Consider the following 26,531-nt stretch of genomic DNA (forward strand, 5'->3'; position numbering starts at 1 on the left):
GCGCTTTTTTCTCTTTATGAAGGACCAAACAGTCTGGTGCTAAAACTTCCTGCCATGAATGGAATTAAATCCGTAAGAAAGTGTACCTGGTCCCCTCCCGGACATAATGCCGGGAAAACTAACATTCTCCCGCATCACAGGGACATCCGAATGTTTCCACTCTGTGAATTAGGGAATGAACACCGTACAGAGAACTAAGTGACAGGGAGGGATCAAAATTTTGAAGACAGATGTATTCATTGCAGGAGGCGGAGTAGGAGGACTGGCTTTAGCTGCCAAGCTTGCGAGCCGGGGGGTGCACGTTGTCATCGCCGAGCAATTGAAGCGGGAATCTCCTGTATATAAAGGAGAGTTATTGCAACCGAAGACACTAGCCATATTGGAGCGGTTGGGTGTTCTGGGTGAAGTTGAAGAGAATGGACATGTCATCGACCAGCTCCGTTTTCAAGAAGTACAACGTAACAGGGGAGCAGCCCCTGATGAAATCAATCTCACAGAACTTGATTATGGGCGAGTAGCGAGTGTATATGATCATGCTTTGATGGTTCCCCATGAGAAGACGAAAGAAATACTCAGAAACAAAGGGAAATCGTACGAGGAATATTTTCATTATTTACCTGGTACCCGATTTGTAGGTTTTGAAAATGGTATGGCAAAGTTGAAGCGGAAGAAAGAAACGTCTTACGTCCATGCTCAAGTATACATAGGAGCGGAAGGGCGTAGCTCACCTACAAGAGATGCTATGAATGTAACGGTCGACAGAAAAGATTACAATCACCATTTTCTCACGGTAACGATCCCCAGACCAGAAGATTATACAAAAGGGAAAATCATTACAACGTCCAGTTGTTTTCTTGGACTTTTTCCATTGCCTAACAAGGAAGTTCGCACCGTTTTCCTGATTAAAGCAGGGGAATATAAAAGAATTCAGGAAAAAGGGCTGGAGTCCTTTTATCAGGCATATAGTGAGCTTGAACCAGCGCTCTCTGAAGGGGTAAGAACAATTGAAGATTGGAAGTCTGTCCAACTGATGATTCCTTTCACGTATCATGTAGATCGTTATTACTCTGGAAACTTAGCCATCATAGGAGACGCTGCCCATACCGTTCACCCAATGGCAGGAGAAGGGATGAATCTCGCTATCCAGGATGCAGACATTCTTGGTGAACTATTAGCGTGGTGTAAAGAGGAAGGGGAAAGTTACACCGACTACTTGCACTACTATGAAGATATTAGAAAACCACGCGTGGAATTTTTACTGAAATTGAGTCATTTATCGGCCCTCGTCTATTCACTTCCGTACGATTGGTGGCGCAGGTTCCGTATGCGGGCAGTTCAACGAATATATGATGATGATTACCTTCACGTCAAACAGATGTTGAATATATCAGGCCTTGGGAGGTGGGATTTCCATTTAATCGACCGCGCCATTCAAGGAAGCATACTACCATCTCGAAGCAAAAAAGTTCCTGACCAAAAACAGCAGCAATACCTATTCTCTGATGAAGAAGACTACCCCTGGAAAAAAGATAGAAAGGATGGATCACATGAATGAATGGATCACGGCCATGCAGGCGAGGAAATGGATGAAGAAAAATGAATCGTTTTTGCCGAGCTGGCATGCCTATGTAGGTTCAGAACTCGGCCTGTTTGATGAATTCAAAACAGCTAGAACAGTAGAAGCGATTAGTGAAAAGACAGGGTACCCTTACGACCTCCTAGCTTCCTGGGTGAAAGTAGGGGTGGCTGTCAAGCATTTGAAAAAGCGCCCGAATAACCGGTATCGTACCTCGAAAAAGAAGTGTGCAAGCTTAATGGGAGACAACCAATCTCCAGGGGTAAAAGCATTGTTGAAAGAAATGATGGAGCTCCACCTCCCGACATTATTAATGTATCCTGATATTATGAAATCACAGGAACGAGCGGAATTCAATCATGATCGTCATGGAGAAGTGGTCGCAGAGACATCAGCACTCCTTGAGCATTTCGCTATCAAAAAAATCAAACGAATGATCAAAGATAAAAAAGTTGGGTCGATCGTCGATCTTGGCTGTGGCCATGGAGGCTATTTAAGAAAACTAGCCTTTGAATTCCCTCACGTTGAAATGATTGGTGTGGACATCAACCCAAAAGTAGTAGAGCGTGCGAGAGAGTTATCTTCCCAATTTCCGAATATAAGCTTTCAAGTAGGAGATATCAATAGTTGGAAGCCTGAACAGGAGGAGAAAGTGGATGTCGTGCTCCTTCACAATATTTTCCACTATATCCATCCGGCCGATCGAGGGGAATTGTTGAGTCATCTTCATACCTATGTTCATAACCAGGGGCTGATTTCAGTCATAACCCCAATCAATGAAACAGAACACGGAGAAGCATTTTCTTCAGCGTTCAACAGCTTTTTCGTTGCACACTCTAATCTTTTTGCATTGCCTAATAAAAATGAATTGAGTGAGGTCTCGCAAAATTGCAGGTATGAACTATTTGATTTGGATCCAATCATCAAAGAAGGTTCCTGGTACACCTGTTGGTTGAGTCCTTCCAGTCCTGTCAAAGAAATGAGTCACACAAAAATGGCAGGCAGTTCGGAGCAAACACTTGCTGCTAATCAGACAACAGAACTCACGCGCAGCTCCTGAAACTCTCTTAAAGTAAAAAAACGCTACGGAATGATCCGTAGCGGTTTTCCTGTTGAAAGTAGTTATAATCGACCCCGGCCTTGCACCAGGCGTACAATCAATACGACAAGCGCAACTACCAATAGAATGTGAATCAAGTTACCGGCAATCCCTCCAAGGAGACCGAGCAACCATAAAACAAGTAGAACAATTAAAATAGTCCAAAGCATGAATTTTCCCTCCTTCGTCCGTATAATAAATGGATGTAATGGTATAATTTCCGTTTTTCTGTTTTTCAAAACAAAGATACAGGAAAAACTTTGTCCAACTGCTCTGGTTCTTTTATAATAAGACCATGAAACACGAAAGGAGCTTAATCATGCTAGACATACAACAAATCAAAGAAATTATTCCACACCGTTACCCATTTTTATTGATTGACCAAGTAGAAGAAATTGTAGAAGGGGAGCGTGCTGTTGGATATAAAAACGTGACAGCGAATGAACCATTTTTCCAAGGGCACTTTCCGGATTATCCAGTTATGCCAGGAGTTTTGATTACGGAAGCGATGGCCCAGATGGGAGCCGTTGCTATGTTGAAAAAAGAAGAGAACCAGGGGAAACTTGCCTTCTTTACAGGAATTGATAAGTGCCGCTTCAAACGTCAGGTGAAACCAGGAGATCGATTGAAACTCGAAGTAGAAATCGTTCGCCTGAAAGGGCCTGTTGGAAAAGGGAAAGCGACTGCATCTGTAGATGGCGAAGTCGCGTGTGAAGCAGAAATTATGTTCGCCCTAAAATAGTATAAAAAGAACCCGGCCAACCGCCGGGTTCTTTTTATACTATTTTCTTCACCTACCTGCCAGTATTCCTGAAGACTTGATTTCGAGATATTGGGGGGGTTTAGGGTCGTGGGGGAAGGGCTCGCTTTCCTGCGGGGGAACTGGCAAGCCTCTTCAGGCTATGCCTTCCGGGGTCTCGCCTCGCTCCTTCTCCCGCGGGAGTCTCCCCCTTCCCCCACGACCCTTGCCTTAAGAGTTTCTCGAAATCATTTCCGTGAGAACCTGTCCTATTTGGGTGGAGAATCAGGACTTCATGCCTTTGCTATAGAATTTCCAGTCGTCAAAGTTCCTATTTTTAAAAGATAGTTTCGAGAGTATTTTACCGTATGGTGCCTGGGAAACAGGGAGACTCCCGCGGGAATGGTTTGGCTAGCGAGACCCCGCAGAGCTTTTAGCTCGAGGAGGCTTGCCGCCATCCCCGCGGAAAGCGAGTAGCTTCCAAGCCCCCATCCGCACCACACAAAAGTCTCGAAAATGTGTCTTCAAGAATAGGGAACATTAGTGGAGGATGGGATAAAAAGAAAGTAAAAAAGAAAATGATGATAATATGGATGAATTTCCTCAAAATGGACAAACTAGATTTCGTAATCATCAAAAAAGGAGGAATCACCAATGAAAGCATTACTATTGAAACTGTTGGTCGCATTCTTTGCTGTGTCATTGCTAGGAGCATGTGCTGGTGAAGAAGAGCCAGCGGAAGAAGAAAACAATACGGAAGAACAGGAAAACACAGGAGAACAGGATCAAATGGACGAAGGTAACCCTGATGAAGGAAACGGAGAAACAAATGAAAATAAGGAAGAAAAAGAACAAGACGATATGACTGATGGTGAAAATGGTGAGAACGGTGGTAATGGAGACGGCATGACAGATGACGGTGCCACAGAAGACGAAGAAGGTAATCAATAAATAAAAGCCGCTCCTTCAGCGGCTTTTTTTCATGGACAGAAACGTGGAAATGACCAGCATACATATGCCGCCAATAGTAAAAGTCGGCACGAGGAAATGGGATGAGAAAAAGCCCTATTCCTGTCATGAACATAGTAAAGCCGGTGAACGCTAATAGCTTTTCGCTACCCATCATATCATTCCTCTCCAATGAGAGAGACAGTGGTAAGGTAGCCACTGTCTCGTTGTTAACAAAAGTTTACCCTTTTACATCGATTCGGTTCCCGAGGTTTGGGTGAGGTGCAGATTGTTCAAGCATTTCCACCATTTGGTTTCCTTGTTGTTCCGCTTCCCCTTTCACTTTGTCCATCATTGCTAATCTGGACTGTTGTTTCAGTTGTGTGGTACTCATAGCCATGGAGATTGCAGCAATATCCATCCTATCCCTCCTTCCCTTATACCATCGGATCAGGTCCGTAAAAACTCAAGCAAGAATACGGACTCGCTTTTTCTTAGTCCGTATCTTTGAAATCCTTTGGAAAACGCACGAATGTTATGTAAAATGGAATTAGTAATATTCATGCAAACTTGGTAAAACAGAAGTTTTCCGGTTTCGATTGTGTGGAATAAGCGAATAGAGGTGATTAATGATGAAATACAGGACGTCGAACGACTTGAAAGATTTGATTCTGGAAGATTATGAAAAAGTGGTCAATAGTATACCACTCGAAAAATTGGACGTGTATTTATATCTTCATACGGTCTTTCAAGACACTTATGTTCCCGATGACACGTTGTATCAATTCATTTTCCGTCACTTTTTCCGTTTGGATAACCCGAGTCTGACGAAGGAATTTGAAACTTATTACTTCAAGGTAATGGAAGAGCAGCGTGGATATGATCGTCCAAACATAGTACAAATCACAAAGAATTTGTACGAAGTGAAGAACCATAAGGGAAATCATACGATGCAATTCCCTCTTGCAGCTGCGATGCTGCATACAATGAATCCAAGCTTTCCTTCGTATGATAGTGATATTGTTAAAGCGTTTGATTATTCATCTACTTATCACTTATCCGGTTTTGATAAGAAGATGAAACGGTATATTGGACAATATCAGCATACGTTCAAAACTTATGAAGAGCTATTGGAAGATGAGGCGCTAGAGCCGGTTTTCAATCATTTTGATGAACGATTCCCAGGCTATGAGCTCCCTAAAGTCAAAAAGCTGGACTTAATTGTCGCGCAGTTGGGAAATAATTTGCAATAATAGAGATAACTGAACCTCTCGTTGAGGTTCAGTTTTTTTGTTGCTAAGAATGCCGACTTTCCCCTGCGTGAATTATGTGAATCCTCGCCGGCACTAAAGGAAAATCAAGACAATTTATAGGTTTTGTGCCGGTGTGGTTCTATATTTTTCTGTATAGGAAGTCCGTCATCTTACATAAAATGTCATAATTTTGTCGTTTTCATCTGAATACAACAAGTTGCATTACATTTTGCAGTTTAGTAACATTAATCATAATTGTGACTACATAGTCAGAACGAAGAGAAAGCCATACTATTATCCGTATTTCATCCTGATTATAGGAAAAAATAGAGCAAGGAATAGAGACACGTGGAGGAAATGAGAGAGTCTTATATGGAGAGGAAGTATTGAATGAAACGGTTGTCCATATTAGTGTTTTTACTCTTCTTTGTAACCGCTTGTATGCAGGACGAAGCAAGTGAAGAAGTAGAGGAACGAATCACACCCGTGAATGTGGAATCTGTAAAGAAAGAGGATTTTGTCATTGAACGGAAAATTGTGGCTCGTGCGACATCAGCAGAAGCTTCTCCGGTCATTTCAGAAACACCAGGCGAATTAATTACATTGAATGTAGCGAAAGGCGACCGGGTCGAAGAAGGTGAAACTCTTGCTGTTGTCAGTCCAGGAGGAAATGCGGAAGATCAAATCGAACTTCAGCAAATTGCAGTACGTCAGGCGGAAAAACAGCTTGAAAATGCCCAAATATCTGAAGATCAGGCAGCACAAGGCGTAGAAAGTGCCAAAGAGCAGGTGGAGTTAGCGAAGCAAGCTTCTCAATCAGAAGAAAGCCAAACGGCCCAGGCATCTGAAGCGGCCAAACAACAATATGAACAAGCAAAGCAACTGGCGGATCAGACAAAAAAGCTGGCCGATGAAGGTACAATCCCTGACGCCCTTTTCCAACAAGCGCAAAATAGAGCTGACCAAGCCTATGCCCAGTATCAACAATTAAAAGGACAGCAGCCTCAATCATCTTCAGCAGTAGCCCAGGCAGAAGCGCAGGTCGATCAAGCACAACAACAACTAGAACAGGCGCAGGTAGCCGTGGACCAAGCAGAACTTCAAGTGGAGCAGGCAAATGTCCAATTGAACCAGGCACAGAACCAGGCAGCAAACGAAGCGATTCCTGCTCCGTCGACAGGGGAAGTTTCGACATTGGACGCTGGAGAAGGAGATCTTGTCACAAACCAGCAACCCTTTGCAACCATTGTAAGTTTAGACCCGATGACGATCACAGCATCGGTCACAAGCGAGCAACTTTCTCTATTCAATAAAGGGGATGAACTGGAAATTGAGCTTCCTTCATTGGAAGAACAAGTGACTTCTACCGTAGATTATGTTTCTTCCGTTCCTGATGATACGGGGCTTTACCCTGTAGAAGCAACAGTCAGTAACAGTGATGAAAAAATCAAACCAGGCATGATGGCGACATTTTTGCTTCCTGAAAACATAGTAGAAAACACACTGATTGTGCCGACAGATAGTCTTGTCGAAGAAAATGAGGAAGCATATGTCTATCAGGTCGTCGATGAAAAAGCAGTGCGTGTGGATGTATCCATTCTTGAATCCCAAACAGAATTCACTGCTGTTTCAGGAGATCTTCCCGAAGGGGCCGATGTGATCACAACAGGACAGCTGACATTATCTGATGGAGATAAGGTCACCATCATGGAGGAGGATTCCTGATGAAGCTCGTAAATCTGTCTGTCAAAAGACCTGTTGGAGTAATCATGGTGGTTGCCGCCATTTTGGCTCTGGGTTTTGTGTCTTTGCGCAGTTTAACCATTGATTTATATCCAGAAATCGATTTGCCGATAGCGGTCGTTTCCACATCCTATGAGGGAGCGGCTCCACAGGAAGTGGAAAAACTCGTCAGCCGGCCGGTGGAGTCATCGGTCAGTAGTATCGAAGGCTTAGAGGTGCTTCAGTCTCAATCCCAGGCTGGAGCGTCTCTTGTTTTGCTTCAGTTCAATACAGGAGTGAACTTAGACAGTACACTTCTCCAGGTCCGGGAAAATGTCGATCAAATAAGAGACCTCTTGCCAGAAGGAGCATCAGATCCGAGTGTTTTACGATTTGACCCTCAACAGTTACCGATTATGACAGTAGGTTTATCCGGAGATACACCGGAAGAACTCCAGCAAGTGGCAGAGGACCGTCTTGTTCCATTTTTGGAAAGACAAGAGGGAGTAGCTTCTGTAAGTGTGGAAGGTGGCCAATCGAAAGAAGTCCAGGTCCTTGTCGACCGTGCCCAAATGGCTACATATGGTTTGGATTCCCAAACAGTGATGCAGTCTTTGAATGCGTCGAATCAATCCGCATCTGCCGGGAAGATAGAAAAAGGGCAGAAAGATTTGCAGATTCGTATTGATGGGGAGTTCGGCTCGATAGAAGATGTCAGGAACACGATCATCCAGTCCCCGTCAGGAGCACAGGTAACACTCGAGCAAATTGCAGACGTAGAAGAAAAATTGACGAATTCCAACACAGTCAGCAAAGTCGACGGCTCGTCCGCTGTCGTTCTGTCCATTTTGAAAAAAACGGATGCGAACACCGTGGAAACGTCGAATAATGTCCGTGACGCAATGGATGAGCTAGAAGAAGATTTACCCGAGGGAATCGGCACAAGCATTGTTCTGGATACTTCAGAATTCATTAAAATATCCATCAATAGTGTCGTGTTGAACATCATCCTTGGTGGTATTTTCTCTGTCGTTGTCTTGTTGTTATTTTTGAAAAGCATTCGGGCGACACTCGTCATCGGATTGTCGATTCCAATCGCGATCATCTCCACGTTCACCCTGATGTATTTCACTGGAGAAACGTTAAATGTTCTGACAATGGGTGGTCTTGCCCTTGGAATCGGTATGATGGTCGACAGTTCGATCGTCATATTAGAAAATATTGTAAGTTACCGGCAGCGGGGATACTCTATGGTCGAAGCCGCAAAGGAAGGGGCATCGGAACTTGCGCCTGCCGTGGTTGCATCTGCTACGACAACCTTAGTCGTCTTCTTGCCGATCATTTTCGTTGAGGGTATCGCGTCTGAATTATTTACCCCTCTAGCATTGACGATTATGTTCGCACTCATCGCTTCCTTAGCCGTTTCTGTCACCTTGATCCCAATGCTGTCATCGAAACTTTTGACAAAGTCTCTGAAGGAAGAGGGAAGACGCTATTGGTTTAACCGCTTTTTAGAAAAAGTGAATGATATCTATCGCTCGATATTAAGATGGGTTCTGAAGTTCAGGAAGACGACCATGGCAATTACGATCGCCTTAATCGCTGGAAGTTTTGCGCTCATTCCGTTAATCGGTACAGAATTCATTCCACCGTCTGATCAGGGACAAGTCGAAGTTCGAGTGAATATGCCTGAGGGTACATCATTGGATGAGACGGAGAATCTTACCGGGCAAATCGATTCAAGACTTGAAGAATTCGAGGAATGGATGGATGTCAGTTACTTGTCTATCGGTGGGGGTAGCATGGGGAGTGTCGGCAATGGTTCTTCTGATTTTGCTTCCTATACGATCCAACTGATAGAACCTGGAGAACGGGAAAAAACAACCCAAACAGTAATGAAAGAAATCGATGAAGCTCTCTCAGATATTCCAGGCGCAGAAATAGAAGTGAGTGAACTGGATGCAGGACTAGGAACAGGGGCGCCATTACAAGTTCAAATCAATGGGACGGAATACGAAGTTTTAGACGAGTTGGCGGGACAAGTCGCCTACTTGATGAACGAAATTGATGGTGTGGAGAATGCTGCGTCATCTACAGACGAAGGACGACCGGAAATGCAGATCGAAGTCAACCAGGATAAAGCGGCTCAATACGGCTTGACCGATCAGCAAGTGATCGGGCAAGTTCAGCTCGGTTTTAATGGGCAGATCGGTACACGCTACCGGGACGGATCCGACGAAATCGATGTACGGTTCATTTTACCGGAAGACGAACGACAGACGATTGCTGACCTTGAGGGGATGCCGATTCAGACTCCGAATGGTGCCCTGATCCCTCTTGCGACCATCGCAGAGTTGAATCAAGTCCAGGGTCCTGTCTCTCTATTGAGACAAAATCAGCAGCCGCAAGTGAATGTAGAAGCGGAAATATCAGATGTTGATTTAGGTACAGCAACAGAAGAGGTGAGGGCTGAGCTCGAACGGTTGAATTTCCCCGATGGCTATTCTTACAGTATCGGAGGGCAGGCTCAAGATATGCAGGAGGCTTTCGGAGACTTATCACTGGCATTGATTTTCTCGATTTTCCTCGTGTATGCGGTCATGGCGATTCAATTTGAGAATTTCTTGTTCCCATTCATCATCATGTTCTCCTTACCAGCAACGATTATCGGGATATCTGGTGGACTGTTTGTGACAGGGTTACCATTCAGCTTACCTGCTTTTGTAGGTATTATCATGCTCGCGGGAATTGTCGTCAACAATGCCATCGTGCTCGTCGACTACATCAATATATTACGTCGAAAATCATATGATCGGTATGAAGCGATTTTAGAAGCGGGACCAAATCGCTTACGTCCTATTTTGATGACGACGTTAACTACAGTACTAGGTATGGTCCCACTAGCACTCGGGATAGGCCGCGGAGCAGAAGCGCAGCAACCGTTAGCTGTTACGATCATCTTCGGGTTAACAGTTTCAAGCTTCTTCACACTCGTCCTGATCCCGGTCGTGTACACATACCTGGACGACCTATCCAACAAAATCACAAGTTTCTTCCGCAGAAGAGCTGACAAAACCTAATCATTTACATTTTTTGGTGTACCAGGTCATCCAAATATTGGATGACCTGGTACACCATTTTTTTGCATTACGTAAATGCTATAGATGACAAATAAAAAAGCCTCCATTACGGAGACCGGGTGGTTTGCTCATTTTTATCTGCTTGCATCGATTCGCCAAGCTCCTGGATAATGGTTTTCAAGCGATCAGGGAATTCGAACACATGGATTCCACATGTCATTTCATTCTCTTCGACTTTCATCCAAATTAAACGTCCTTCAGCTGTGAATGTTTCATGTTCATAAATGAACGAAATTAATAATTCATCTTTCATAGACAAACCGGGTTGAACAGCACACGAAAAACGTAACCCGTTCAAACTGATGTCTTTGACTTTCAACGGACCAGAGACGTTTTTACTGGATTTTCTATTGTAAAATCCGGGGAGGGGTGTTTCGAATGGATAGCGGAAAGGCTCATTTCTGCGTTCGTTCATGTACACACCCCTTTTCAAGCATTGATGGTTCAATCATATCCTTTCATATCGTTAGGTTCAACATTTTCACATATAAATCTAAAAAATAGTCAGTCTTCCTCATCTTCGCGCCGATCTACTTTAATTAAATCCCAAGTAGTAACGATACCTGCAGGAATGTCGTCAGAATTCCCCGATTCCGTAAGTATGACTGCCTTCAGCTTTCTGTTTTCATCTAAGCTTCTTTCAAAACGTTCTTCTAACTCAAAAACAGTGGCGGATGATTGTAAAAACTCCACGCTTTTATTTTTTTCAGAAGTAAGGATGTGCGAGGCGTTCACTTTTTCAAGCTCTGCTTTTCCGTTATGGGTGTTCTGGGATAACCAGCGAACAACCCCATCATTAGTAAGCAAACCTGCAAATGAATGATCCTGGTTATAGATGGGAAATTGGGAAATCCCGTGTTCTTCAAATGCTTCTATTATATGAATGAGTTCCGTGTGTTCTTTGAAGAAAAGCACAGGACGAGTTGCGAATTCCAAGGCTTTTGGCGGTTGATCAAGCGTTCGTTTAATACGTTTCAACTGTTCGACGACGTCTGTGTGAGGAGTTGCAATAAAGTAGTCTCCACTGATCCGTTCGTGGACGATGGCGTTTCTCAACTTCGCATACTGTTTAAGCTGATCGAAGTGGACGCGGATGACGCTATGCTTCAATTTGGAACGCTGTAGAAGTTCTACGAAGTTATCATTTTTGGGATAGCCGTTCAGTTCCTTCAAATGTTGATGGATCTGGTTGAATGTAATTTCAAACTGTTCCACAATGTCATTCATGTTGTTCACCTTCTTCATCGTTTATGACTAGTATATCTTTTCTAGTCATTTCTCACTCATTTTCACAAAAATCCTCTGGATAGCTAAAGAATTCGAATCAGTGGACGATAATAAAGTGTGGGGCATAGGGATTATGCATAAAGTGGATGTTATTGATTTTGTAGGACTCCATAATGAATTTTGTGCTTTAAATAGAACGGAATGATGATATGTGCTATACTCGAATTATGATGAAAGTAGGTGAGATTATGATCGGTGAACGCATACAAAAAATCCGTAAGGACCGTCATATGTCGCTATCCGAGTTAGCTGAAAGAGCAGGAGTGGCTAAGTCGTATTTGAGCTCGATCGAGCGAAATATCCAGACGAACCCTTCCATTCAGTTTTTAACAAAGATCTCCCAGGAGCTGGATGTCTCGATAAACTTCTTGTTACATGGAGAGAACGAGCCGAAGGATGAAACGCTAGATGAGGATTGGATGAATCTTGTCCAGGAAGCGATGAACTCAGGAATTTCCAAAGAACAATTCCGGGAGTATTTAGAGTTTAACAAATGGAGAATCCATAAGAATAAATAAAAATCCTGACTCAATCAAAGAGTCAGGATTTCTTTTGTTTCTCTATTTGTTCTGCTATTTCTAGAGATGACATTGTTTATTATTAAAAAGGAACAAGAACCTATCAAGGCACCGGTAACAACATCGGAAACGAAATGGTGACCAAGGTAAACTCGAGAGACAAGTACAAGAAGGGCGATCACAACTCCTGGCCATTTCAGTGCCCCTCCGAAAAACCACAAAAGAGCGATAAATCCCCCCCGCAATCAATCCTTGTTCACTTGGAAAAGAGGCACTTGCCTCTTTCGCAATGAGGGCAGGAATATCTTCAAATACAACAAAAGGCCGTTCTCTTGGCATCAAATATCGAATCGTCCGGGTAATGATAAGGCCAACGACAGTGCCTGCAATAACAGCTAGTCCTGCTTTTCTAGTCCTCTTCATGATGGCCATCAATAAAAATGCAATAATCATCCCTTTATATCCCCAGGAAGAAAAGAAAATCATGATCTGGTCTACCAAATCGACTTCCGAAAAATCATAAATCCAGCGTAATAAAACTTCATCCATTTTCCCAATCCCCTAACATACAAGTCCTATAAATTCTTTAATAAGAACTTTTACCTCCCCGAGCTTCACACTACGGGGCCTCACCATATCCCCTCCGCCTTTTCTATATAAGTGACTCGACACCGCTTTAAGAAAAGTGAAAATAGATGTCAGTATGCGTTTCAAAATATACGTCCCTGCCGTAAATTTTGCTATAGCAAGTTTTATTCTCTTAGGAAAGGGAGGGGAGAAGATGCTCCTTTTTGGTAAAGGGGTTCGTTTCTACCTTACTTTCGAATGGGGTGGTGGGGAAGCTGGGAGACTCCCGTGGGAGAAGGAGGTAGGCGAGATCCCACAGGGCGATAGCCCGAGGAAGCTCGCCAGTTCCCCCACAGGAAAGCGAGTAGCTTCCCAACCACCCCTGACTCTTAATACGGTAGCGAACCCTAATTATATCGGAATCAATTCTTCCATAATCCTGCCATTTATTGAGGAAACTTTTCTTTCAAATAATTCATGCTGATTTCTAAACTTTCTAAAGGCGTACGACGACTTTCATCTTGTTCCACAACCCAATATTCCACGCCTGCCTGCTCTCCTAAGACAAAAATAGTATCCAAATCGACTCCACCAGTACCTAATTCGGCAAAAAATTGCTCCTCATCCAGTGTCATATCTTTCAAGTGAACCAATGGGGTTCGTCCTTTGTAGCGATCGATCCATGTCGAAGGCTGTTCGCCTGCTTTTTGTAACCAGTAAATATCAAACTCCGCTTTCACTTGATTTTCATCTGTTTCCTCAAGGATGACATCGAGAGCTTTTCTTCCATCAGATAAAGGTTCCAGTTCAAAATCATGGTTGTGATAGCAAAGCGTCAGTCCTTCTTTCCTGCATGCATCCCCGATTTCTTTCAAGTCTTCAATTAAAGCAAGGTAATCCTCTTCGCTTCGGTTCTCAATGTAAGGACAAACAATATAAGAGCTTCCGATCGTTTTTTGGTCTTGGATGGTTTGTGGAAGGTTATGCTTCAACTCTTCTAACGGGATATGACTGGAGGCTGCCTTCAGGCCCAATTCATCAAGAAGGCTTTTCACTTCCTCTGCTTTCAAATCACCAAAACCTGCAAATTCGACAGCATCAAATCCAAGATCAGCCACCTTTTTCAACGTGCCAGCAAAATCGGCCGCTGTTTCGTTTCTTAGTGTATAGAGTTGCACGGCAAATGGTATTGGAGTTTTCATAAGGATTCTCCCTTTCTCTTTTTAATGCTTCACCATACACAATTTAGACCTTTCGTGTCGAATCTCCTTCCAAAATATAAAAATTGTCGAGAGAAACATAAATAGTAAGGTAGGTGAAGAGAGAAAAGTAGATATTTGCTGATTACCCTGAAATAAATTCTTCCTTTAAAATCTAATCATTAAGAAGAGAGGAGTGCTTCAAATGAAAATAGAAGATAATTTGCGGATGATGAAGGAAATCCATACCGTATGTTGGATTTGTAAAACGGAGCTTAGAGAAGAAGAAGTATGTAAAGTGACAGATGGGCAATCCCTCTATGTAGACGTCTGCTTTGATTGTTATGGCATCAAAGGTCGGATAGGGGGCTTTGTGGAAAAGGCACATTCCAAAAAATCCGGAATAGGATATCACAATAAAAGGTGAGGTGAATGGGTATGCCTGTATCTGTCGTTTTTAACCAGATCGCCGTCAACTCTGTCAATGAAAATGGAGTCATCTCCACAGGTCAAAACAACCAGCCTGACTGGTCGTGGCAAGGGAAGAATAATAATGCTGCAGGAATTACGGTCGGATTTTTCATTGCCACGAACAATGTGAATACTATTATTGATAATGATGTGACCGACACACCAATAGTAAACCCTACGGTTAATAACCCTCAGCCGAACGTCCAGTATTAGGAGGGGTCGTATCCATATTCAATTTGATTCGATAAATGTCCAGCAAATGACTACCAATTCTGGCATTTTCATCGGCCCTAACACGCAGACACACTGGGAGTCACAAGAAAAACAAAACACTGCACTTGGCACTGTGGTCGGCGATGGGAATATTATTTCCTATAACATCAATATCGTCCATGACAATGATCTTATCGATATGCCGGTCACCAAGCATGCTGGAGCAGAAACTAAGAAAAAAGAGAATGGAGACAATCACTCTGTGGATTGATCATCCATTCTCTTTTCCATCATTTTTTCTACCCACTCAGGAATTTCATGCTCTTTCTCCCTTGTCATTAAATCGAGAATCGCTGCATCACTCAAAACCGATCGCAAGCCCTCTAGAGTGTTTCCGTCTCCATGTACCGTGCCGAAACCTTGATTCAGCTTTTGATGACTTTCAAAACCTGTGGGAAGATTATTACCCATATTCAGACAAGAGGCATTTTCAATGGTGCCAATACGGATATTTCCAATGAAAAAATTAGGGGATAACAAAGACATACTAGTCCTCCTTTGATTGGAAGGTGAACTTTAATCCCTGATCTGTCTTGCTTAACTCTGGTTTTGATGATCCTTTAGGTTTCACATGAACGCCGAAGTTATTCCCGAGGTTCAATGCACCACTCAATTCATCGATATCTAAATGATCCAATTGGAAGGTAAGCTGTTCAAGGTTCGGGTCATGGATATCCACTTGATCTAAGTGGATGTGATATTCCACATGCTTCCCCTGTAAGTTTTGGATCGTCTGTTTAAGTTCTTTGATTTCTTTATATAATTCTTCAACCTGACTTTCGGAAATACGGCGTTTTTTAAAGAAAAACATAATCTTTATTTCCCTCGGCAATCAGGTCTTTTGATAATCAAGTGTTTATTATGTTGAAGGAGGTTCTGGTCGCCGACAATTTTCCCATTTCCCTCAAAGCGTCGTTCGTTTGCTTTGTATTTGGATTGGATGTTCGTTCCTGAATAAATACCGGAAGCGTCGCGAATCTGGTCTACCGTTAAATGTTTGAAAATGATCTGGGCCATCACTTCACCTCCTATCATTAAATGTATGAAAGGAAAAGATAAGCATGAAGGACTTTATGAATTGGTTCAATCCTTTGGGACAAAAAGGGTCAATGCTCCCGGATCCCCTCATGGATATGACAAAGATGAATGAATTTGTTCAAAAATCAATAGAAGAAGCTTTGAACCCTTCACAGCAGGGGGAAGGACACTCTCCACCGTTTCAAGAAAGGGAAGGAGATTATAAAGTGGTAGAATTGATGAGGGAAATAGTGGTGACCATTCAAAAACCAATCGAAGTAGATGTCGAGTCGATTAGGCTTAGTGTAGGGAATGGGAAACTTTTTGTTGATGGGATCCATTACGGAAGGATGACCATCCCTTTACCTGCTCATACGAGTCGAAGGAATATTTATGCTCAATATAGTGACGGAATAATTGAAGTCCGTCTCCCGAAGAAAAACTCTGATGAGAAAGAGATTTTTTTGCACTACTGATGATCGAGCTCGACAGGGATTTCATTATTATCGTGTCTTTTAAAAATCGTAACGACAAGTAAACCGTCGTTGTAGGAAGTGACGATATCATCCGAGGAAAAGTGAAATGGAATCGGGATGACTCTTTTGAATTTGCCCTTCATTCGTTCATTGTGAAGTAATTCATCTGTTGGTACAGGGTAAGGAGGAGTGATTTCCCCTTTGAGGACGAGGAATGTTCCTTCTTGAACTAATTGGAGCGGATCGTCCTTCGTTAATCCAGGCAACTCGATGATCAATACCCCTTGCTTCTCGGTTTGAAAAAAGTCATAGGCCGGGCCGCGTTTTGGAATGACGTGGTGCATTTCGTTCCAAAAGTCCTCTCCCAACACTTTTTCGACATTATCGGAAAAAGCTTCCCAATTGAGCTGACCTTTTTTTCTTTTCATGGATTTTCACCTCACGTTTTAAAATATGAAAAAAGTAGGAGCTTCATGACAGAAGAGCAATGAAACATAGAATCTGTTATGTAAGCGCTGTCTATTTGTAGAATTATTTGAAAAAAAGTGTTGTCTTTGGATAACCCCCGTGTTATGATTTACTCAACTTCATTAATCAATGAAATTTATGCAAACGTATTCACTGGAAATCACAGGACTTTTATAACTCATTTGTAGACAAGCTGATGAGTTTTTTAACTGCCTTATGCGCAAACGTATGCGCATGAATTGCACCAAGTTAGAAAACTCGTTTTTTACAAGTGGTATGTAAGCGGATTCATTGATTGATAGATAAAATAGGGGTGGATGAGATGAAAAGAAACAAATTTTACTCAGGTATTGCCACAGCTTTATTGGCTTCCACTGTAGCTCTTACAGGATGTTCGTTTGGGTCTGACGATAGCAGCAGTTCGGATTCAGGCGAGGCTTCTGGAGATGGTGTCACAGTTGATGTCTTTCAATTTAAAGTAGAATTCAAAGATCAGTTCGAAGAGCTTGTTTCTATGTATGAAGAAGAAAATCCAGACGTCAATATCAATGTCAAGACAGTCGGTGGCGGTAACGATTATGGAGCTTCCCTGAAAACATCTTTCTCTTCCGGTGAAGAACCTGACATTTTCAACGTAGGCGGTCCGACGGATGTAGATGAATACGAGAAATATTTAGCTGATCTATCAGATACGGAAGCAGCAGGAGCCGCTCTTGAAGGTACACTATCAGGAGTTTCCCGAGATGATCAAATTCTTGGACTTCCATTCAACCAAGAGGGTTATGGACTTCTCTATAACAAAAAAGTGTTTGAAGAAGCAGGAATCAATCCAGAGGAAATTACCAGCTTAGACGCACTGGAAGAAGCAGCTCAAACGTTGGAAGAACAAAAAGATGAGCTTGGTATCGATGCACCATTCGCATTCCCTGCAAAAGAAAAATGGGTCATTGGTAACCATGCTGCAAATGCTTACCTTGCCGATGAGTTCAACCACGATGTTATGGAAGCGTACGAAGCGGATACTGTGGAGTTCACTATGGGTGAGCAGTTGAAACGTTACATCGATATACAAAATGAATACTCTGTACAACCGACACTGAGCCTTGATTACTCTCAACAAGTAGAAGAAAACTTCTCTCTTGGAAAAGTAGCATTGATTCAGCAAGGAAACTGGGTATACAACACGATTGAATCTATGGATCCTGAATTCGCAGAAAATAATGTAGGCCTTCTTCCAATTCCTGTAGAAGGATACGAAGACAGCATCCCAGTCGGCGTACCAAACTACTGGGTAGTCAACAAAGAATCTGGAGACGAAGTGGTACAAGCAAGTAAAGACTTCCTGGATTGGATGTACACTTCTGAACAAGGGAAGAAATTCGTAACAGAACAATTCAAATTCATCCCAGCTTATGAAGGTTATGAAGATCAAGAAATCGCTGACCCGATTTCACAGGAAATCTATGAATATGCCAATGAAGGCAATACACTTGGATGGGTCTTCCTTGGAGCACCAACAGGGTGGACAGAAGATGCATTCGGAGTTGCCGTGCAAGAGTACTTGGCTGGTGACATCAGTTGGGAAGAAGTAGAGCAAAGAGCTACAGAAGATTGGGAAAGTTCTCGTCAATAAGTCACAATCAGTTCATGAAGCCGGTGAGGGCGAAAGCCCTTACCGGTACTATAAAAAATCCCCTCTATTAGGATATTTAAATAATGCTCTTTGAAATCTAGATGCATTCAAGCTTGGAATCCCTCTGTGCATAAAGAAAAAACAGAGGTCGAACCATAAGTATTTTAATAGATGGGATGTTTTATTCCGATTGTATGAAATCGATATCATAACGGCGGAAAATTCCGCATAACGCATTGGAGGAGTTGTACATGCAGAATCGAAGTTTAGCTTTCTGGCTATTTCTTACACCAGTCATTCTCGGTTTAGGAATTGTTGTCGTCATTCCGTTCTTCTATGGTCTTTTTTATTCCTTTACTGATTGGAACGGGATTACAGCGAATGAGTTTTTAGGATTTGAGAATTACATCAAGCTTTTTCAGGAAAATGAATTCATGAGTTCGATCTGGTTTACGGTGAAATTCGCAGTCGTCACTGTCATTTTATTGAACATTATGGGTCTTGGTCTAGCGTTATTGGTAACCCGTAATATCAAGTCAAGCAATCTATTGCGTACGGTATTCTTTATGCCGAACTTGATTGGTGGTTTGATTCTTGGATTCATCTGGCAGTTCATCTTTATCAGTGTTTTCGGTGATATAGCAGGTCTTACAGGGATTGAAGGCTTGAACGGTTGGTTATCTACGACGAATACAGGCTTCTGGGGTCTTGTCATCCTGACTGCATGGCAAATGGCCGGTTATATCATGATCATTTATATCGCTTATCTTGAAAACATTCCTAAAGAATTGATTGAAGCAGCCAAAATTGATGGGGAAAGCAGCTTCCAACGCTTTAAGAACATTACGTTTCCACTAGTAGCACCAGCTTTTACTGTCAGCATGTTCCTGACATTATCCATGGCTTTCAAGATTTACGATCAGAACTTGTCACTGACAAACGGTGGACCGTTCAACTCGACGCAAATGGTAGCAATGGAAATCGTTCGAACAGCATTCTCCGATAATCAAATGGCATATGCTCAGGCCAAAGCTGTAATTTTCTTCTTAATTGTCGCAGTAATTGCAATGACACAAGTGTATTACAACAAGAAGCGGGAGGTTGAGATGTAATGAAAAAGAATAACGAAAAAAGAAATCTCCTTTCGATTGAAATTCTCGGCCTTCTGCTCGGTCTGATCTGGATTGCTCCTTTCTACTTGATGATCGTTAATGCTTTTAAATCAAAGCGTGATATCTTTTCAGGCGTGCTCGGTTTCCCGGAGGAAATTGTATTCGCAAACTTTGTAGAAGCCTTTATTGACTTGGAATTTTTAAAGTCCTTGTTCAACTCTGTTTTGATTACTGGTTTGAGTATCGCCATCATCATTCTGTTTTCTTCGATGGCCGGATATGCACTAGCTCGTAATAAAAGCAAACTAAGTGGCATCATTTTCTTCATTTTCGTCGCTGCCATGCTGATTCCTTTCCAGTCGGTCATGATTCCGCTCGTTTCCATTTTTGGACAGGCGGACATGCTCAATGCGGGCGGATTGATCTTCATGTATCTCGGGTTTGGATGTAGCTTATCTATCTTCCTATATCATGGCGCGATGACAGGAATTTCAAAATCGATGGATGAAGCAGCTATCATTGATGGAGCCAACCGTTTCCAAACTTTCTGGTACATCATTTTCCCACTTCTTAAACCGATTTCTGTAACGGTCGGTATTTTGAATGTCATATGGATCTGGAACGACTACCTTCTTCCTTCACTTGTTTTGAGTGAGTCCAATGCGACGATTCCGTTGAAGATGTTCTATTTCTTCGGTCAATATACGAAGCAATGGCACCTGGCACTGGCCGGATTGACGATCGCGATCATTCCAGTGATTGTTGGATATTTCTTCGCCCAAAAGCAAATCATCAACGGAGTATCCGAAGGCGCTGTTAAGTAATTTTCATGTTAATCATTCTACTATTTGGCAGTATCCTTGAAGGCTTGATTTCGAGCTGTTTGTGTAAGTGGATGGGGCTGCGGGGAATGACTCGCTTTCCGCGGGAGCGCGGTGAGCCTCCTCAGGCTGACGCCTTGTGGGGTCTCACCAAGCACTCTTTTCCCGCAGGAGTCTCCCCATTCCCCTCCGCCCCTTGCCAAAAATATTTCTCGAAATCAGCTAAGTAAAAACTTGCCATATATTGAAGGAGAATTATGCTTGAACACTGCCTATAGCATTTTCATCCGCAAAAGTTCTTTACTTGTGTTGGGGTTTCGAGCGTCCATTTTTTATATGGTGTCAGGGCAAACGGCGAGACTCCTGTGGGATGAACATGATAGGTGAGATCCCCGAAGACGAAGTCTGAGGAAGCTCACCACATGCCCACGGAAAGCGAGTCGTTTGCCCAGACACCATACTATCAAACAAAAATCTCGAAACTGAGTCTTACACAATATAGGGAGCGTTTGTGGGGGAGGAACAAATGAATAAATACTAATGTAGAAATAGAAAAGGAGTGGATGAACGTGTCTGTCACAATAAAAGATGTGGCCAGAGAAGCGAATGTCGCTCCTTCAACGGTATCCAGAGTCATCTCCGACAGCCCAAGAATAAGCGAACAGACAAAGTGTAAAGTCAGAAAAGTGATGGAGGAACTAGGGTATCACCTCAACTATAATGCACGCGTCCTCGTCAGTCAGTCGACACAGACCATCGGAATTGTGACCAAAGTTTCTTCTGTTCACTCGTTCGATAACCCATTTTTCTCAGAACTGTTAAGAGGGATCAGTGATGCTTGTCATGAAGAGGATTATAGCATCTATCTGACTACTGGCAATACAGAAGAAGCTATTTATAATGAGGTCGTCAAAATGGTACAGGGAAAGAGAGTCGACGGAGTCATTGTCCTTTACTCAAGAGAAGACGATAAAGTTGTACCATATTTAAGAGAATGCCAGTTTCCATTCGTCATGATTGGAAAGCCTGTCAGCCAGACTGGTGAAACGATGTTTGTCGATAATGACAACATCCAGGCAAGCAAGGAAGCGACCGAATATTTGATGAATCTCGGTCATCAGAGAATTGGTTTCATCGGAGGAGATTCACATTTTGAAGTCGCCAGGGACCGTTTAGAAGGATTTCGACAAGCTTTGACGAATGGTAATTTAGTGGAAGATGAACGATTACAAAAAAATATCCAGTCTGGTTTCGCAGATGCAGACCAGGTTGTTGAGGAATTGCTCAGGGAGCAGGAACCGCCTACAGGCCTTGTAATCACTGATGACTATAACGCTTTGACAGTCATGAGATCTTTGACAGCAAAGGGCATAAAACTTCCTGAAGATATGAGCATTATCGGATTCAACAACACGATGATCGCTCGTTTATCCAACCCCGCACTGACAACGGTCGATACACAGTCCTTTCAGTTGGGGCATGAATCAGCTAGAAATTTAATTGAATTATTGAACCGTCCGGATATGATCAAGAAAAGTGTGATTATCCCAACGATCATTATTGAGAGAGACTCGTGTCACTCCATAATTCCAGCTAACAATTGAACAATTTTATAAAGTTCAGTAAGCGCAATTCACACAAAAATAAAGAGAAAAGAGGAATGAAGATGAACGTACTTGTATGGAATGAAAACCGTCACGAAAAAGAAAGCCAGGTGGTAGCAGATGTCTATCCGGAAGGAATTCACGGAGCTATTGCCGACTTCCTTGGAGAAGATCATGAAAATGTAAAAACAGCAACTTTGGACGAAGAAGAACACGGCTTGACGGATGAAGTTTTAGCAGAAACAGATGTCCTCGTCTGGTGGGGTCACAAAGCGCATGAAGAAGTTCGGGATGAAATTGCAGAGAAAGTGAAACAGCGTGTCCTGGAAGGCATGGGGCTGGTTGTCCTTCACTCCGCCCACTTCTCTAAACCGTTCAAAAAGTTGATGGGCACATCCTGTGATCTGAAATGGCGCGAAGCGGATGAAAAAGAACGCATTTGGGTTGTGGATCCGAGCCACCCGATCACAGAAGGAATCGGGGAATTCATCGAGATTGAAAAAGAAGAAATGTATGGCGAGCACTTTGATATCCCGACACCGGAAGAATTGATTTTCGTCAGCTGGTTCGAAGGTGGCGAAGTGTTCCGTAGTGGAGCAACTTTCCGCCGTGGCAGAGGAAAAGTCTTTTATTTCCGTCCAGGCCACGAAACGTACCCGACTTATTACAACAAGGAAGTACAGAAAGTCATCCGTAATGGCGTCAAATGGGTGAATAACACAGAAACCCCGACACCTGTTTACGGAAACGCTCAGCCTTTAGAAGAAATTTCAAACAAATCATAAAGGAGCTTGTACCATGACTACATTGAAAATTGCTGTAATCGGATGTGGAAGTATTGCGCAAAACCGTCATTTGCTTGAGTATGACGCAAACGAGCAAGTCGAAATCACGGCTGTATGTGACATCGTCGAAGAGCGAGCACAAGAAATCGCCAGAAAATATGGTGCAACAGCATATACCAGTTATGAACAATTATTGAAAGAAGAAAATGTGGATGCGGTCAGTGTCTGCACTCCAAACTACTTGCATGCCCCGGTTTCTATAGCCGCACTGAATGCAGGAGCACACGTTCTTTGCGAAAAACCGATGGCCACTTCCAAAGAGGAAGCGGAAGATATGATTGCTGCTGCTGAAAAGAATGGCAAGAAGCTGATGATCGGCCACAACCAACGTTTCGTGCCGTCTCATGTGAAAGCAAAAGAACTGATCGAATCAGGAGCTTTAGGGAAAGTGTACAGCTTCCGTACTGCCTTTGGACATGGCGGACCAGAAGGCTGGAGCGCAGAAGGGGAAGATAGCTGGTTCTTCAAGAAAGACCAGGCATTCATCGGTGCAATGGGGGATTTGGGAGTACATAAAGCTGATTTGCTCCGTTACATCCTCGGGGAAGAATTTGTCGATGTAGCTGGTTTTGTCGAGAACAATGCAAAAGAAAATATTACAGTGGATGATAACGCTGTCTGCATTCTACGTTCCCAATCCGGCATTGTAGGAACAATGGCTGCAAGCTGGGCGTACAACCCGAATGAAGATAACTCCACTGTCATCTACGGAGAAAAAGGAACGCTGCGTTTGGAAGATGATCCCGAATATTCGCTTGTAGCCCAATATACGAATGGGGATATCGTGAATTACCAACTTGGGAAAATCCAATCCAATGAAGAGGGCGGGCAAAGTGATTCACATGTCATCAATCATTTTGTCGAAAGTATCCTGAATGATACACAACCTCTAATTACGGGTGAAGAAGGTATGAAATCGCTGGAAGTGATTCTCGGTGCCGTCCGCTCAGGCGAAACGAGACAAATCAGCAGTTTGGAAACAGTTACAAAATGACTCGTTTGAAAATGGGAATCATCGGAGTAGGGGGAATTGCCCAGGGGCGGCATATTCCCTCTTTCCTTGAATTGCAAGACAAAGTCGATTTGATTGCTGTACAGGACGTAAACGAGGTTCGAGCGGAAGAAGTAGCCGAAAAATATAACATCCCACACGTTTTCAAAGATTATCAAGATATGTTCGAAAAAGTGGACGCGGTCACGATATGTACGCCAAACAAATTCCATGCGGAAATATCGATAGCTGCATTGGAAGCAGGCGTCCACGTACTATGTGAAAAACCGATGGCTATTACGGTGGAAGAATGTGAAGCGATGATAGCAGCGGCAGAAAAGAATGAACGCTTGTTATCCATTGCTTATCATTACAGGTACACCCCTGAAGCAAAGCTTGCGAAAAAAGCAATCGTCCATAATGAAATCGGTGATCCTCTAGTGACAAGAGTTCAAGCGATGAGGCGCCGTAAAGTACCAGGATGGGGCGTCTTTACAAATAAAGACTTACAAGGCGGCGGCAGTTTAATTGATTTCGGATGTCACCTGCTTGATCTTGCTTTATGGCTCCTTGACGACCCCGAACCTGTCGAAGTAATGGGACGTACCTATGATCGATTAAGTAAAACGCCTGGTCTAGTGAACGACTGGGGTGTATTCGATCATGAGACATTCAATGTCGATGACCATGTGACGAGCTATATCACTTTTAAAAATGGAGAATCGATGCAGTTCGAATGCTCCTGGGCTGCGAATATTAAAGAAGATTCCACAACATTGACGATTTCAGGGGCCGATGGCGGCATCAGTGTTTATCCATTTGAACTTTATCAGGCGAAGTATGGAGCATTGCTTGATAGTACAGCTAAAATTCGTGATGGGGAACCGACGCCAGGCCTTAGCCAGGCTACGAATTTTGTTGACAGTTGTTTAGGGGAAGATGAACTTATCGTTAAGCCAGAGCAGGCACTAAAAGTGACGAAGCTTATTGAAGCAATCTATCAAAGTAGTGAAAAAGGAACGAGTATAAAACTATAATGATGAGTGGAGGAGATTCATAATGAAACTGGGTGTATTCACTGTTTTATTTTCCGATCAATCCTTTGAAGAAATGCTGGATCATGCGAAAGAAGCAGGTTTGAAAGCTGTAGAAATCGGTACAGGCGGCTATCCGGGAAATGCCCACTGTAACGTCGATGAGCTGCTTGAGAGTGAAGAGAAACGGAATGAATATTTAGAAAAAGTTCATGAGCGTGGCCTTACCATCAGTGCATTCAGCTGTCATGGCAATCCAATTTCCCCAGACAAAGCGTTTGCGGAAGAATCTCATGAAGCTTTTGTGAAAACAGTAAAGCTTGCCAGTCTGATGGACGTCCCAGTCGTGAATACTTTTTCTGGTACACCGGGTGGACACGAAAATGACACAGCACCGAACTGGCCTGTAACTCCATGGCCGCCGGAATATTCGGATGTACTAGAATGGCAATGGAATGAAAAGTTGATTCCATATTGGAAAGAGCAAGGGAAATTCGCGGAAGAGCATAACGTAAAAGTAGGTCTGGAACTGCACGCTGGTTTTCTTGTCCACACGCCTTACACAATGCTGAAGCTGCGTGAAGCGACGAGTGACGCTATCGGTGCGAACCTTGACCCGAGTCATCTCTGGTGGCAGGGCATCGATCCTGTTGCTGCAATCAAAATTTTGGGTAAAGCAAATGCCATCCATCACTTCCATGCGAAGGATACGTATATAGATCAGGATAATGTCAACATGTATGGACTGACAGACATGCAAAATTACGGCAACGTCCAAACACGTGCATGGACTTTCCGTTCGGTCGGGTATGGACACGGCGTTGAAGAATGGTCTAATATTATTAGTGCATTAAGAACCTACGGCTATGACTATGTCGTAAGTATTGAACACGAAGATCCGATCATGTCGATCAATGAAGGCTTCAACCAGGCAGTCAAGAATTTGAAATCTGTATTAATAGAGGAACCTGCAGCAGAGATGTGGTGGGCCTAACAGAAACAAGGGAAACCTTCTCTACTATGGAGGGGGTTTTCTTCTATAGGAAGGGGAAGATTATGAGTCAGACATCAGGAATTAAAGGTGGACTTTATACCGTCAGCGAGTGGATTTCGAAGTTTTCACTCACAAACTTACAATGGGCGCTGTTCAATTTGCCAGTCGCGCTGCTTCTGTTGAGTGTATTGAATATAGGAGATAGACAAGAGCTCTGGTATTTGCTCCCACCGCTCGTCCTACTCTTGCCATTCATTTTCTTCCCAGCTACTACAGCCTTGTTTGCAAAAGCACGTGATTGGGTGAGGAAAGATCACAAAGAAACAGCGGACCGTTCATACATCAGTTATTATAAAGAAAACTATCAAAACAGTTGGAAAGCTGGGATCGTCCTCACGGTATTGTGGGTTGTATTGGCCCTTGATCTGTATTACTTTTCTACAGCGAATTCCCTGTTCATGAACATCTTTCTCATACTGGGAATCTTACTGTTTGTGTATACCATTAATACTTTCAGCGTCCTTGTGCATTTTGATATGAACGTGAGAAGTGTAGTAAAAAAATCTTTTCTGATCACCTTCGTGAGTCCCGTGCTATTTATAACTGTTGCGATCAGCTCTGGATTCATCCTTGCGATCAGTCTCTATATCTTTCCTTTGATTATCCCGATTTTCACAGCATCTATCATCGCTTTTCTCGCATTTTCCGCTTTTTATAGACTTTATTTGAAATTGTCGACATAAC

Annotated in this window: 32 protein-coding genes; 22 read left to right on the forward strand and 10 right to left on the reverse strand. The window is 43.0% G+C overall.

Annotated features, from left to right (window positions below):
• The first annotated feature begins 220 nt into the window (after positions 1–220).
• Both BMZ58_RS14115 and BMZ58_RS14120 read left to right on the forward strand, forming a co-directional pair.
• The gene (locus BMZ58_RS14115; protein ID WP_075037206.1) at positions 221–1,555 is read left to right on the forward strand and encodes an FAD-dependent oxidoreductase; all 1,335 of its coding nucleotides are present in this window, start codon (positions 221–223) and stop codon (positions 1,553–1,555) included.
• Positions 1,548–2,636: a class I SAM-dependent methyltransferase gene (locus BMZ58_RS14120; protein WP_075037207.1), complete on the forward strand. Its 1,089-nt coding sequence runs from the start codon at positions 1,548–1,550 to the stop codon at positions 2,634–2,636. Before BMZ58_RS14115 ends, BMZ58_RS14120 begins: the two co-directional genes overlap by 8 nt.
• A 62-nt stretch (positions 2,637–2,698) precedes the next feature.
• On the opposite strand, the gene BMZ58_RS20820 is transcribed toward BMZ58_RS14120, so the two are convergent.
• A complete protein-coding gene (locus BMZ58_RS20820; RefSeq protein ID WP_139207348.1) occupies positions 2,699–2,845 on the reverse strand; it encodes a lmo0937 family membrane protein in 147 nt (48 codons plus the stop codon).
• Between the two features lie 149 nt (positions 2,846–2,994).
• On the opposite strand from BMZ58_RS20820, the gene fabZ reads away from it, so the two are divergent.
• Both fabZ and BMZ58_RS14135 read left to right on the forward strand, forming a co-directional pair.
• Positions 2,995–3,417: a 3-hydroxyacyl-ACP dehydratase FabZ gene (gene fabZ, locus BMZ58_RS14125; RefSeq protein ID WP_075037208.1), complete on the forward strand. Its 423-nt coding sequence runs from the start codon at positions 2,995–2,997 to the stop codon at positions 3,415–3,417.
• 651 nt (positions 3,418–4,068) lie between these two features.
• Positions 4,069–4,365 carry a hypothetical protein gene (locus BMZ58_RS14135; protein ID WP_075037210.1) on the forward strand — a complete coding sequence of 99 codons (297 nt, stop codon included), beginning with the start codon at positions 4,069–4,071 and terminating at the stop codon, positions 4,363–4,365.
• A 238-nt stretch (positions 4,366–4,603) separates the two neighbouring features.
• Here the strand turns inward: BMZ58_RS14135 and BMZ58_RS14140 are convergent, their stop codons facing one another.
• Positions 4,604–4,783: a YjfB family protein gene (locus tag BMZ58_RS14140; RefSeq protein ID WP_075037211.1), complete on the reverse strand. Its 180-nt coding sequence runs from the start codon at positions 4,781–4,783 to the stop codon at positions 4,604–4,606.
• A 211-nt stretch (positions 4,784–4,994) separates the two neighbouring features.
• On the opposite strand from BMZ58_RS14140, the gene BMZ58_RS14145 reads away from it, so the two are divergent.
• The 3 genes from BMZ58_RS14145 to BMZ58_RS14155 all read left to right on the forward strand — a co-directional run bounded on the left by BMZ58_RS14145 (position 4,995) and on the right by BMZ58_RS14155 (position 10,417).
• On the forward strand, positions 4,995–5,615 hold the full coding sequence (locus BMZ58_RS14145; RefSeq protein WP_075037212.1) for a hypothetical protein: 621 nt from the start codon (positions 4,995–4,997) through the stop codon (positions 5,613–5,615).
• Positions 5,616–6,005: 390 nt separating this feature from the next.
• A complete protein-coding gene (locus BMZ58_RS14150; RefSeq protein WP_075037213.1) occupies positions 6,006–7,340 on the forward strand; it encodes an efflux RND transporter periplasmic adaptor subunit in 1,335 nt (444 codons plus the stop codon).
• Positions 7,340–10,417, forward strand: a complete 3,078-nt coding sequence (locus BMZ58_RS14155) for an efflux RND transporter permease subunit (RefSeq protein WP_075037214.1) — start codon at positions 7,340–7,342, stop codon at positions 10,415–10,417. Before BMZ58_RS14150 ends, BMZ58_RS14155 begins: the two co-directional genes overlap by 1 nt.
• A 106-nt stretch (positions 10,418–10,523) precedes the next feature.
• Here BMZ58_RS14155 and BMZ58_RS14160 read toward each other — a convergent pair whose 3' ends face one another.
• Together BMZ58_RS14160 and BMZ58_RS14165 are read right to left on the reverse strand one after the other, a co-directional pair.
• Complete coding sequence (locus BMZ58_RS14160) at positions 10,524–10,892, reverse strand: PilZ domain-containing protein (protein ID WP_075037215.1); 369 nt, start codon at positions 10,890–10,892, stop codon at positions 10,524–10,526.
• Positions 10,893–10,981: 89 nt separating this feature from the next.
• Complete coding sequence (locus tag BMZ58_RS14165) at positions 10,982–11,704, reverse strand: CBS domain-containing protein (protein ID WP_075037216.1); 723 nt, start codon at positions 11,702–11,704, stop codon at positions 10,982–10,984.
• 248 nt (positions 11,705–11,952) lie between these two features.
• Here BMZ58_RS14165 and BMZ58_RS14170 point away from each other — a divergent pair, with 248 nt between their 5' ends.
• On the forward strand, positions 11,953–12,282 hold the full coding sequence (locus tag BMZ58_RS14170; RefSeq protein WP_075037217.1) for a helix-turn-helix domain-containing protein: 330 nt from the start codon (positions 11,953–11,955) through the stop codon (positions 12,280–12,282).
• Positions 12,283–12,296: 14 nt separating this feature from the next.
• On the opposite strand, the gene BMZ58_RS21760 is transcribed toward BMZ58_RS14170, so the two are convergent.
• Entirely contained in the window at positions 12,297–12,464 is a 168-nt protein-coding gene (locus tag BMZ58_RS21760) for a phosphatase PAP2 family protein (RefSeq protein ID WP_425268662.1), read from the reverse strand.
• Positions 12,465–12,571: 107 nt separating this feature from the next.
• On the opposite strand from BMZ58_RS21760, the gene BMZ58_RS21765 reads away from it, so the two are divergent.
• Positions 12,572–12,805, forward strand: coding sequence for a hypothetical protein (locus BMZ58_RS21765; protein ID WP_075037219.1), 234 nt, complete (start codon positions 12,572–12,574; stop codon positions 12,803–12,805).
• A gap of 490 nt (positions 12,806–13,295) precedes the next feature.
• Here BMZ58_RS21765 and BMZ58_RS14190 read toward each other — a convergent pair whose 3' ends face one another.
• Positions 13,296–14,051 (reverse strand): sugar phosphate isomerase/epimerase family protein, encoded by a 756-nt coding sequence (locus BMZ58_RS14190; RefSeq protein WP_075037221.1) that lies wholly within the window; start codon positions 14,049–14,051, stop codon positions 13,296–13,298.
• A 202-nt stretch (positions 14,052–14,253) separates the two neighbouring features.
• Between BMZ58_RS14190 and BMZ58_RS14195 the strand changes: the two genes are divergently transcribed.
• From BMZ58_RS14195 to BMZ58_RS14205, 3 genes are read left to right on the forward strand one after another with little or no spacing between them, the layout of a single operon-like run.
• Positions 14,254–14,475 (forward strand): hypothetical protein, encoded by a 222-nt coding sequence (locus BMZ58_RS14195; RefSeq protein WP_075037222.1) that lies wholly within the window; start codon positions 14,254–14,256, stop codon positions 14,473–14,475.
• A gap of 11 nt (positions 14,476–14,486) precedes the next feature.
• Positions 14,487–14,732 (forward strand): hypothetical protein, encoded by a 246-nt coding sequence (locus BMZ58_RS14200; RefSeq protein WP_075037319.1) that lies wholly within the window; start codon positions 14,487–14,489, stop codon positions 14,730–14,732.
• A gap of 46 nt (positions 14,733–14,778) precedes the next feature.
• The gene (locus BMZ58_RS14205) at positions 14,779–15,003 is read left to right on the forward strand and encodes a hypothetical protein (RefSeq protein ID WP_075037223.1); all 225 of its coding nucleotides are present in this window, start codon (positions 14,779–14,781) and stop codon (positions 15,001–15,003) included.
• Here BMZ58_RS14205 and BMZ58_RS14210 read toward each other — a convergent pair.
• From BMZ58_RS14210 to BMZ58_RS14220, 3 genes are read right to left on the reverse strand one after another with little or no spacing between them, the layout of a single operon-like run.
• Complete coding sequence (locus BMZ58_RS14210; RefSeq protein ID WP_075037224.1) at positions 14,988–15,278, reverse strand: hypothetical protein; 291 nt, start codon at positions 15,276–15,278, stop codon at positions 14,988–14,990. The two genes, BMZ58_RS14205 and BMZ58_RS14210, sit on opposite strands and share 16 nt — an antisense overlap.
• A gap of 1 nt (position 15,279) precedes the next feature.
• The gene (locus tag BMZ58_RS14215) at positions 15,280–15,603 is read right to left on the reverse strand and encodes a hypothetical protein (protein WP_075037225.1); all 324 of its coding nucleotides are present in this window, start codon (positions 15,601–15,603) and stop codon (positions 15,280–15,282) included.
• 5 nt (positions 15,604–15,608) lie between these two features.
• Entirely contained in the window at positions 15,609–15,809 is a 201-nt protein-coding gene (locus BMZ58_RS14220) for a hypothetical protein (protein WP_075037226.1), read from the reverse strand.
• 116 nt (positions 15,810–15,925) lie between these two features.
• Between BMZ58_RS14220 and BMZ58_RS14225 the strand changes: the two genes are divergently transcribed.
• Positions 15,926–16,285, forward strand: coding sequence for an Hsp20/alpha crystallin family protein (locus tag BMZ58_RS14225; protein ID WP_167360089.1), 360 nt, complete (start codon positions 15,926–15,928; stop codon positions 16,283–16,285).
• Here the strand turns inward: BMZ58_RS14225 and BMZ58_RS14230 are convergent.
• Complete coding sequence (locus tag BMZ58_RS14230; RefSeq protein WP_075037228.1) at positions 16,279–16,713, reverse strand: Hsp20/alpha crystallin family protein; 435 nt, start codon at positions 16,711–16,713, stop codon at positions 16,279–16,281. The genes BMZ58_RS14225 and BMZ58_RS14230 overlap by 7 nt on opposite strands.
• A gap of 362 nt (positions 16,714–17,075) precedes the next feature.
• Between BMZ58_RS14230 and BMZ58_RS14235 the strand changes: the two genes are divergently transcribed.
• The 9 genes from BMZ58_RS14235 to BMZ58_RS14275 all read left to right on the forward strand — a co-directional run bounded on the left by BMZ58_RS14235 (position 17,076) and on the right by BMZ58_RS14275 (position 26,530).
• A complete protein-coding gene (locus tag BMZ58_RS14235) occupies positions 17,076–18,386 on the forward strand; it encodes an ABC transporter substrate-binding protein (protein WP_075037229.1) in 1,311 nt (436 codons plus the stop codon).
• Between the two features lie 251 nt (positions 18,387–18,637).
• Positions 18,638–19,498 (forward strand): carbohydrate ABC transporter permease, encoded by an 861-nt coding sequence (locus BMZ58_RS14240; RefSeq protein WP_075037230.1) that lies wholly within the window; start codon positions 18,638–18,640, stop codon positions 19,496–19,498.
• Entirely contained in the window at positions 19,498–20,322 is an 825-nt protein-coding gene (locus BMZ58_RS14245) for a carbohydrate ABC transporter permease (protein ID WP_075037231.1), read from the forward strand. Before BMZ58_RS14240 ends, BMZ58_RS14245 begins: the two co-directional genes overlap by 1 nt.
• 566 nt (positions 20,323–20,888) lie before the next feature.
• On the forward strand, positions 20,889–21,923 hold the full coding sequence (locus tag BMZ58_RS14250) for a LacI family DNA-binding transcriptional regulator (protein WP_075037232.1): 1,035 nt from the start codon (positions 20,889–20,891) through the stop codon (positions 21,921–21,923).
• A 62-nt stretch (positions 21,924–21,985) separates the two neighbouring features.
• Positions 21,986–22,708, forward strand: coding sequence for a ThuA domain-containing protein (locus tag BMZ58_RS14255; RefSeq protein ID WP_075037233.1), 723 nt, complete (start codon positions 21,986–21,988; stop codon positions 22,706–22,708).
• 13 nt (positions 22,709–22,721) lie between these two features.
• Positions 22,722–23,762, forward strand: a complete 1,041-nt coding sequence (locus BMZ58_RS14260) for a Gfo/Idh/MocA family protein (RefSeq protein WP_075037234.1) — start codon at positions 22,722–22,724, stop codon at positions 23,760–23,762.
• Positions 23,759–24,796 (forward strand): Gfo/Idh/MocA family protein, encoded by a 1,038-nt coding sequence (locus tag BMZ58_RS14265; protein WP_075037235.1) that lies wholly within the window; start codon positions 23,759–23,761, stop codon positions 24,794–24,796. The genes BMZ58_RS14260 and BMZ58_RS14265 overlap by 4 nt, the downstream gene beginning before the upstream one ends.
• A 22-nt stretch (positions 24,797–24,818) precedes the next feature.
• Positions 24,819–25,787: a sugar phosphate isomerase/epimerase family protein gene (locus BMZ58_RS14270; protein WP_075037236.1), complete on the forward strand. Its 969-nt coding sequence runs from the start codon at positions 24,819–24,821 to the stop codon at positions 25,785–25,787.
• Between the two features lie 62 nt (positions 25,788–25,849).
• Positions 25,850–26,530, forward strand: a complete 681-nt coding sequence (locus BMZ58_RS14275) for a YesL family protein (protein WP_075037237.1) — start codon at positions 25,850–25,852, stop codon at positions 26,528–26,530.
• Position 26,531 lies beyond the last annotated feature (1 nt).

It is taken from the genome of Halobacillus dabanensis, from assembly GCF_900114165.1.
Classification (GTDB): domain Bacteria; phylum Bacillota; class Bacilli; order Bacillales; family Halobacillaceae; genus Halobacillus; species Halobacillus dabanensis.

Coding starts and splice junctions, on each gene's coding strand:
- BMZ58_RS14120 (WP_075037207.1), top strand. CDS start 1,548: ATGAATGAATGGATCACGGCCATGCAGGCGAGGAAATGGATGAAGAAA.
- BMZ58_RS20820 (WP_139207348.1), bottom strand. CDS start 2,845: ATGCTTTGGACTATTTTAATTGTTCTACTTGTTTTATGGTTGCTCGGT.
- fabZ (WP_075037208.1), top strand. CDS start 2,995: ATGCTAGACATACAACAAATCAAAGAAATTATTCCACACCGTTACCCA.
- BMZ58_RS14135 (WP_075037210.1), top strand. CDS start 4,069: ATGAAAGCATTACTATTGAAACTGTTGGTCGCATTCTTTGCTGTGTCA.
- BMZ58_RS14140 (WP_075037211.1), bottom strand. CDS start 4,783: ATGGATATTGCTGCAATCTCCATGGCTATGAGTACCACACAACTGAAA.
- BMZ58_RS14145 (WP_075037212.1), top strand. CDS start 4,995: ATGAAATACAGGACGTCGAACGACTTGAAAGATTTGATTCTGGAAGAT.
- BMZ58_RS14150 (WP_075037213.1), top strand. CDS start 6,006: ATGAAACGGTTGTCCATATTAGTGTTTTTACTCTTCTTTGTAACCGCT.
- BMZ58_RS14155 (WP_075037214.1), top strand. CDS start 7,340: ATGAAGCTCGTAAATCTGTCTGTCAAAAGACCTGTTGGAGTAATCATG.
- BMZ58_RS14160 (WP_075037215.1), bottom strand. CDS start 10,892: ATGAACGAACGCAGAAATGAGCCTTTCCGCTATCCATTCGAAACACCC.
- BMZ58_RS14165 (WP_075037216.1), bottom strand. CDS start 11,704: ATGAATGACATTGTGGAACAGTTTGAAATTACATTCAACCAGATCCAT.
- BMZ58_RS14170 (WP_075037217.1), top strand. CDS start 11,953: ATGATCGGTGAACGCATACAAAAAATCCGTAAGGACCGTCATATGTCG.
- BMZ58_RS21765 (WP_075037219.1), top strand. CDS start 12,572: ATGAGGGCAGGAATATCTTCAAATACAACAAAAGGCCGTTCTCTTGGC.
- BMZ58_RS14190 (WP_075037221.1), bottom strand. CDS start 14,051: ATGAAAACTCCAATACCATTTGCCGTGCAACTCTATACACTAAGAAAC.
- BMZ58_RS14195 (WP_075037222.1), top strand. CDS start 14,254: ATGAAAATAGAAGATAATTTGCGGATGATGAAGGAAATCCATACCGTA.
- BMZ58_RS14200 (WP_075037319.1), top strand. CDS start 14,487: ATGCCTGTATCTGTCGTTTTTAACCAGATCGCCGTCAACTCTGTCAAT.
- BMZ58_RS14205 (WP_075037223.1), top strand. CDS start 14,779: ATGACTACCAATTCTGGCATTTTCATCGGCCCTAACACGCAGACACAC.
- BMZ58_RS14210 (WP_075037224.1), bottom strand. CDS start 15,278: ATGTCTTTGTTATCCCCTAATTTTTTCATTGGAAATATCCGTATTGGC.
- BMZ58_RS14215 (WP_075037225.1), bottom strand. CDS start 15,603: ATGTTTTTCTTTAAAAAACGCCGTATTTCCGAAAGTCAGGTTGAAGAA.
- BMZ58_RS14220 (WP_075037226.1), bottom strand. CDS start 15,809: ATGGCCCAGATCATTTTCAAACATTTAACGGTAGACCAGATTCGCGAC.
- BMZ58_RS14225 (WP_167360089.1), top strand. CDS start 15,926: ATGACAAAGATGAATGAATTTGTTCAAAAATCAATAGAAGAAGCTTTG.
- BMZ58_RS14230 (WP_075037228.1), bottom strand. CDS start 16,713: ATGAAAAGAAAAAAAGGTCAGCTCAATTGGGAAGCTTTTTCCGATAAT.
- BMZ58_RS14235 (WP_075037229.1), top strand. CDS start 17,076: ATGAAAAGAAACAAATTTTACTCAGGTATTGCCACAGCTTTATTGGCT.
- BMZ58_RS14240 (WP_075037230.1), top strand. CDS start 18,638: ATGCAGAATCGAAGTTTAGCTTTCTGGCTATTTCTTACACCAGTCATT.
- BMZ58_RS14245 (WP_075037231.1), top strand. CDS start 19,498: ATGAAAAAGAATAACGAAAAAAGAAATCTCCTTTCGATTGAAATTCTC.
- BMZ58_RS14255 (WP_075037233.1), top strand. CDS start 21,986: ATGAACGTACTTGTATGGAATGAAAACCGTCACGAAAAAGAAAGCCAG.
- BMZ58_RS14260 (WP_075037234.1), top strand. CDS start 22,722: ATGACTACATTGAAAATTGCTGTAATCGGATGTGGAAGTATTGCGCAA.
- BMZ58_RS14265 (WP_075037235.1), top strand. CDS start 23,759: ATGACTCGTTTGAAAATGGGAATCATCGGAGTAGGGGGAATTGCCCAG.
- BMZ58_RS14270 (WP_075037236.1), top strand. CDS start 24,819: ATGAAACTGGGTGTATTCACTGTTTTATTTTCCGATCAATCCTTTGAA.
- BMZ58_RS14275 (WP_075037237.1), top strand. CDS start 25,850: ATGAGTCAGACATCAGGAATTAAAGGTGGACTTTATACCGTCAGCGAG.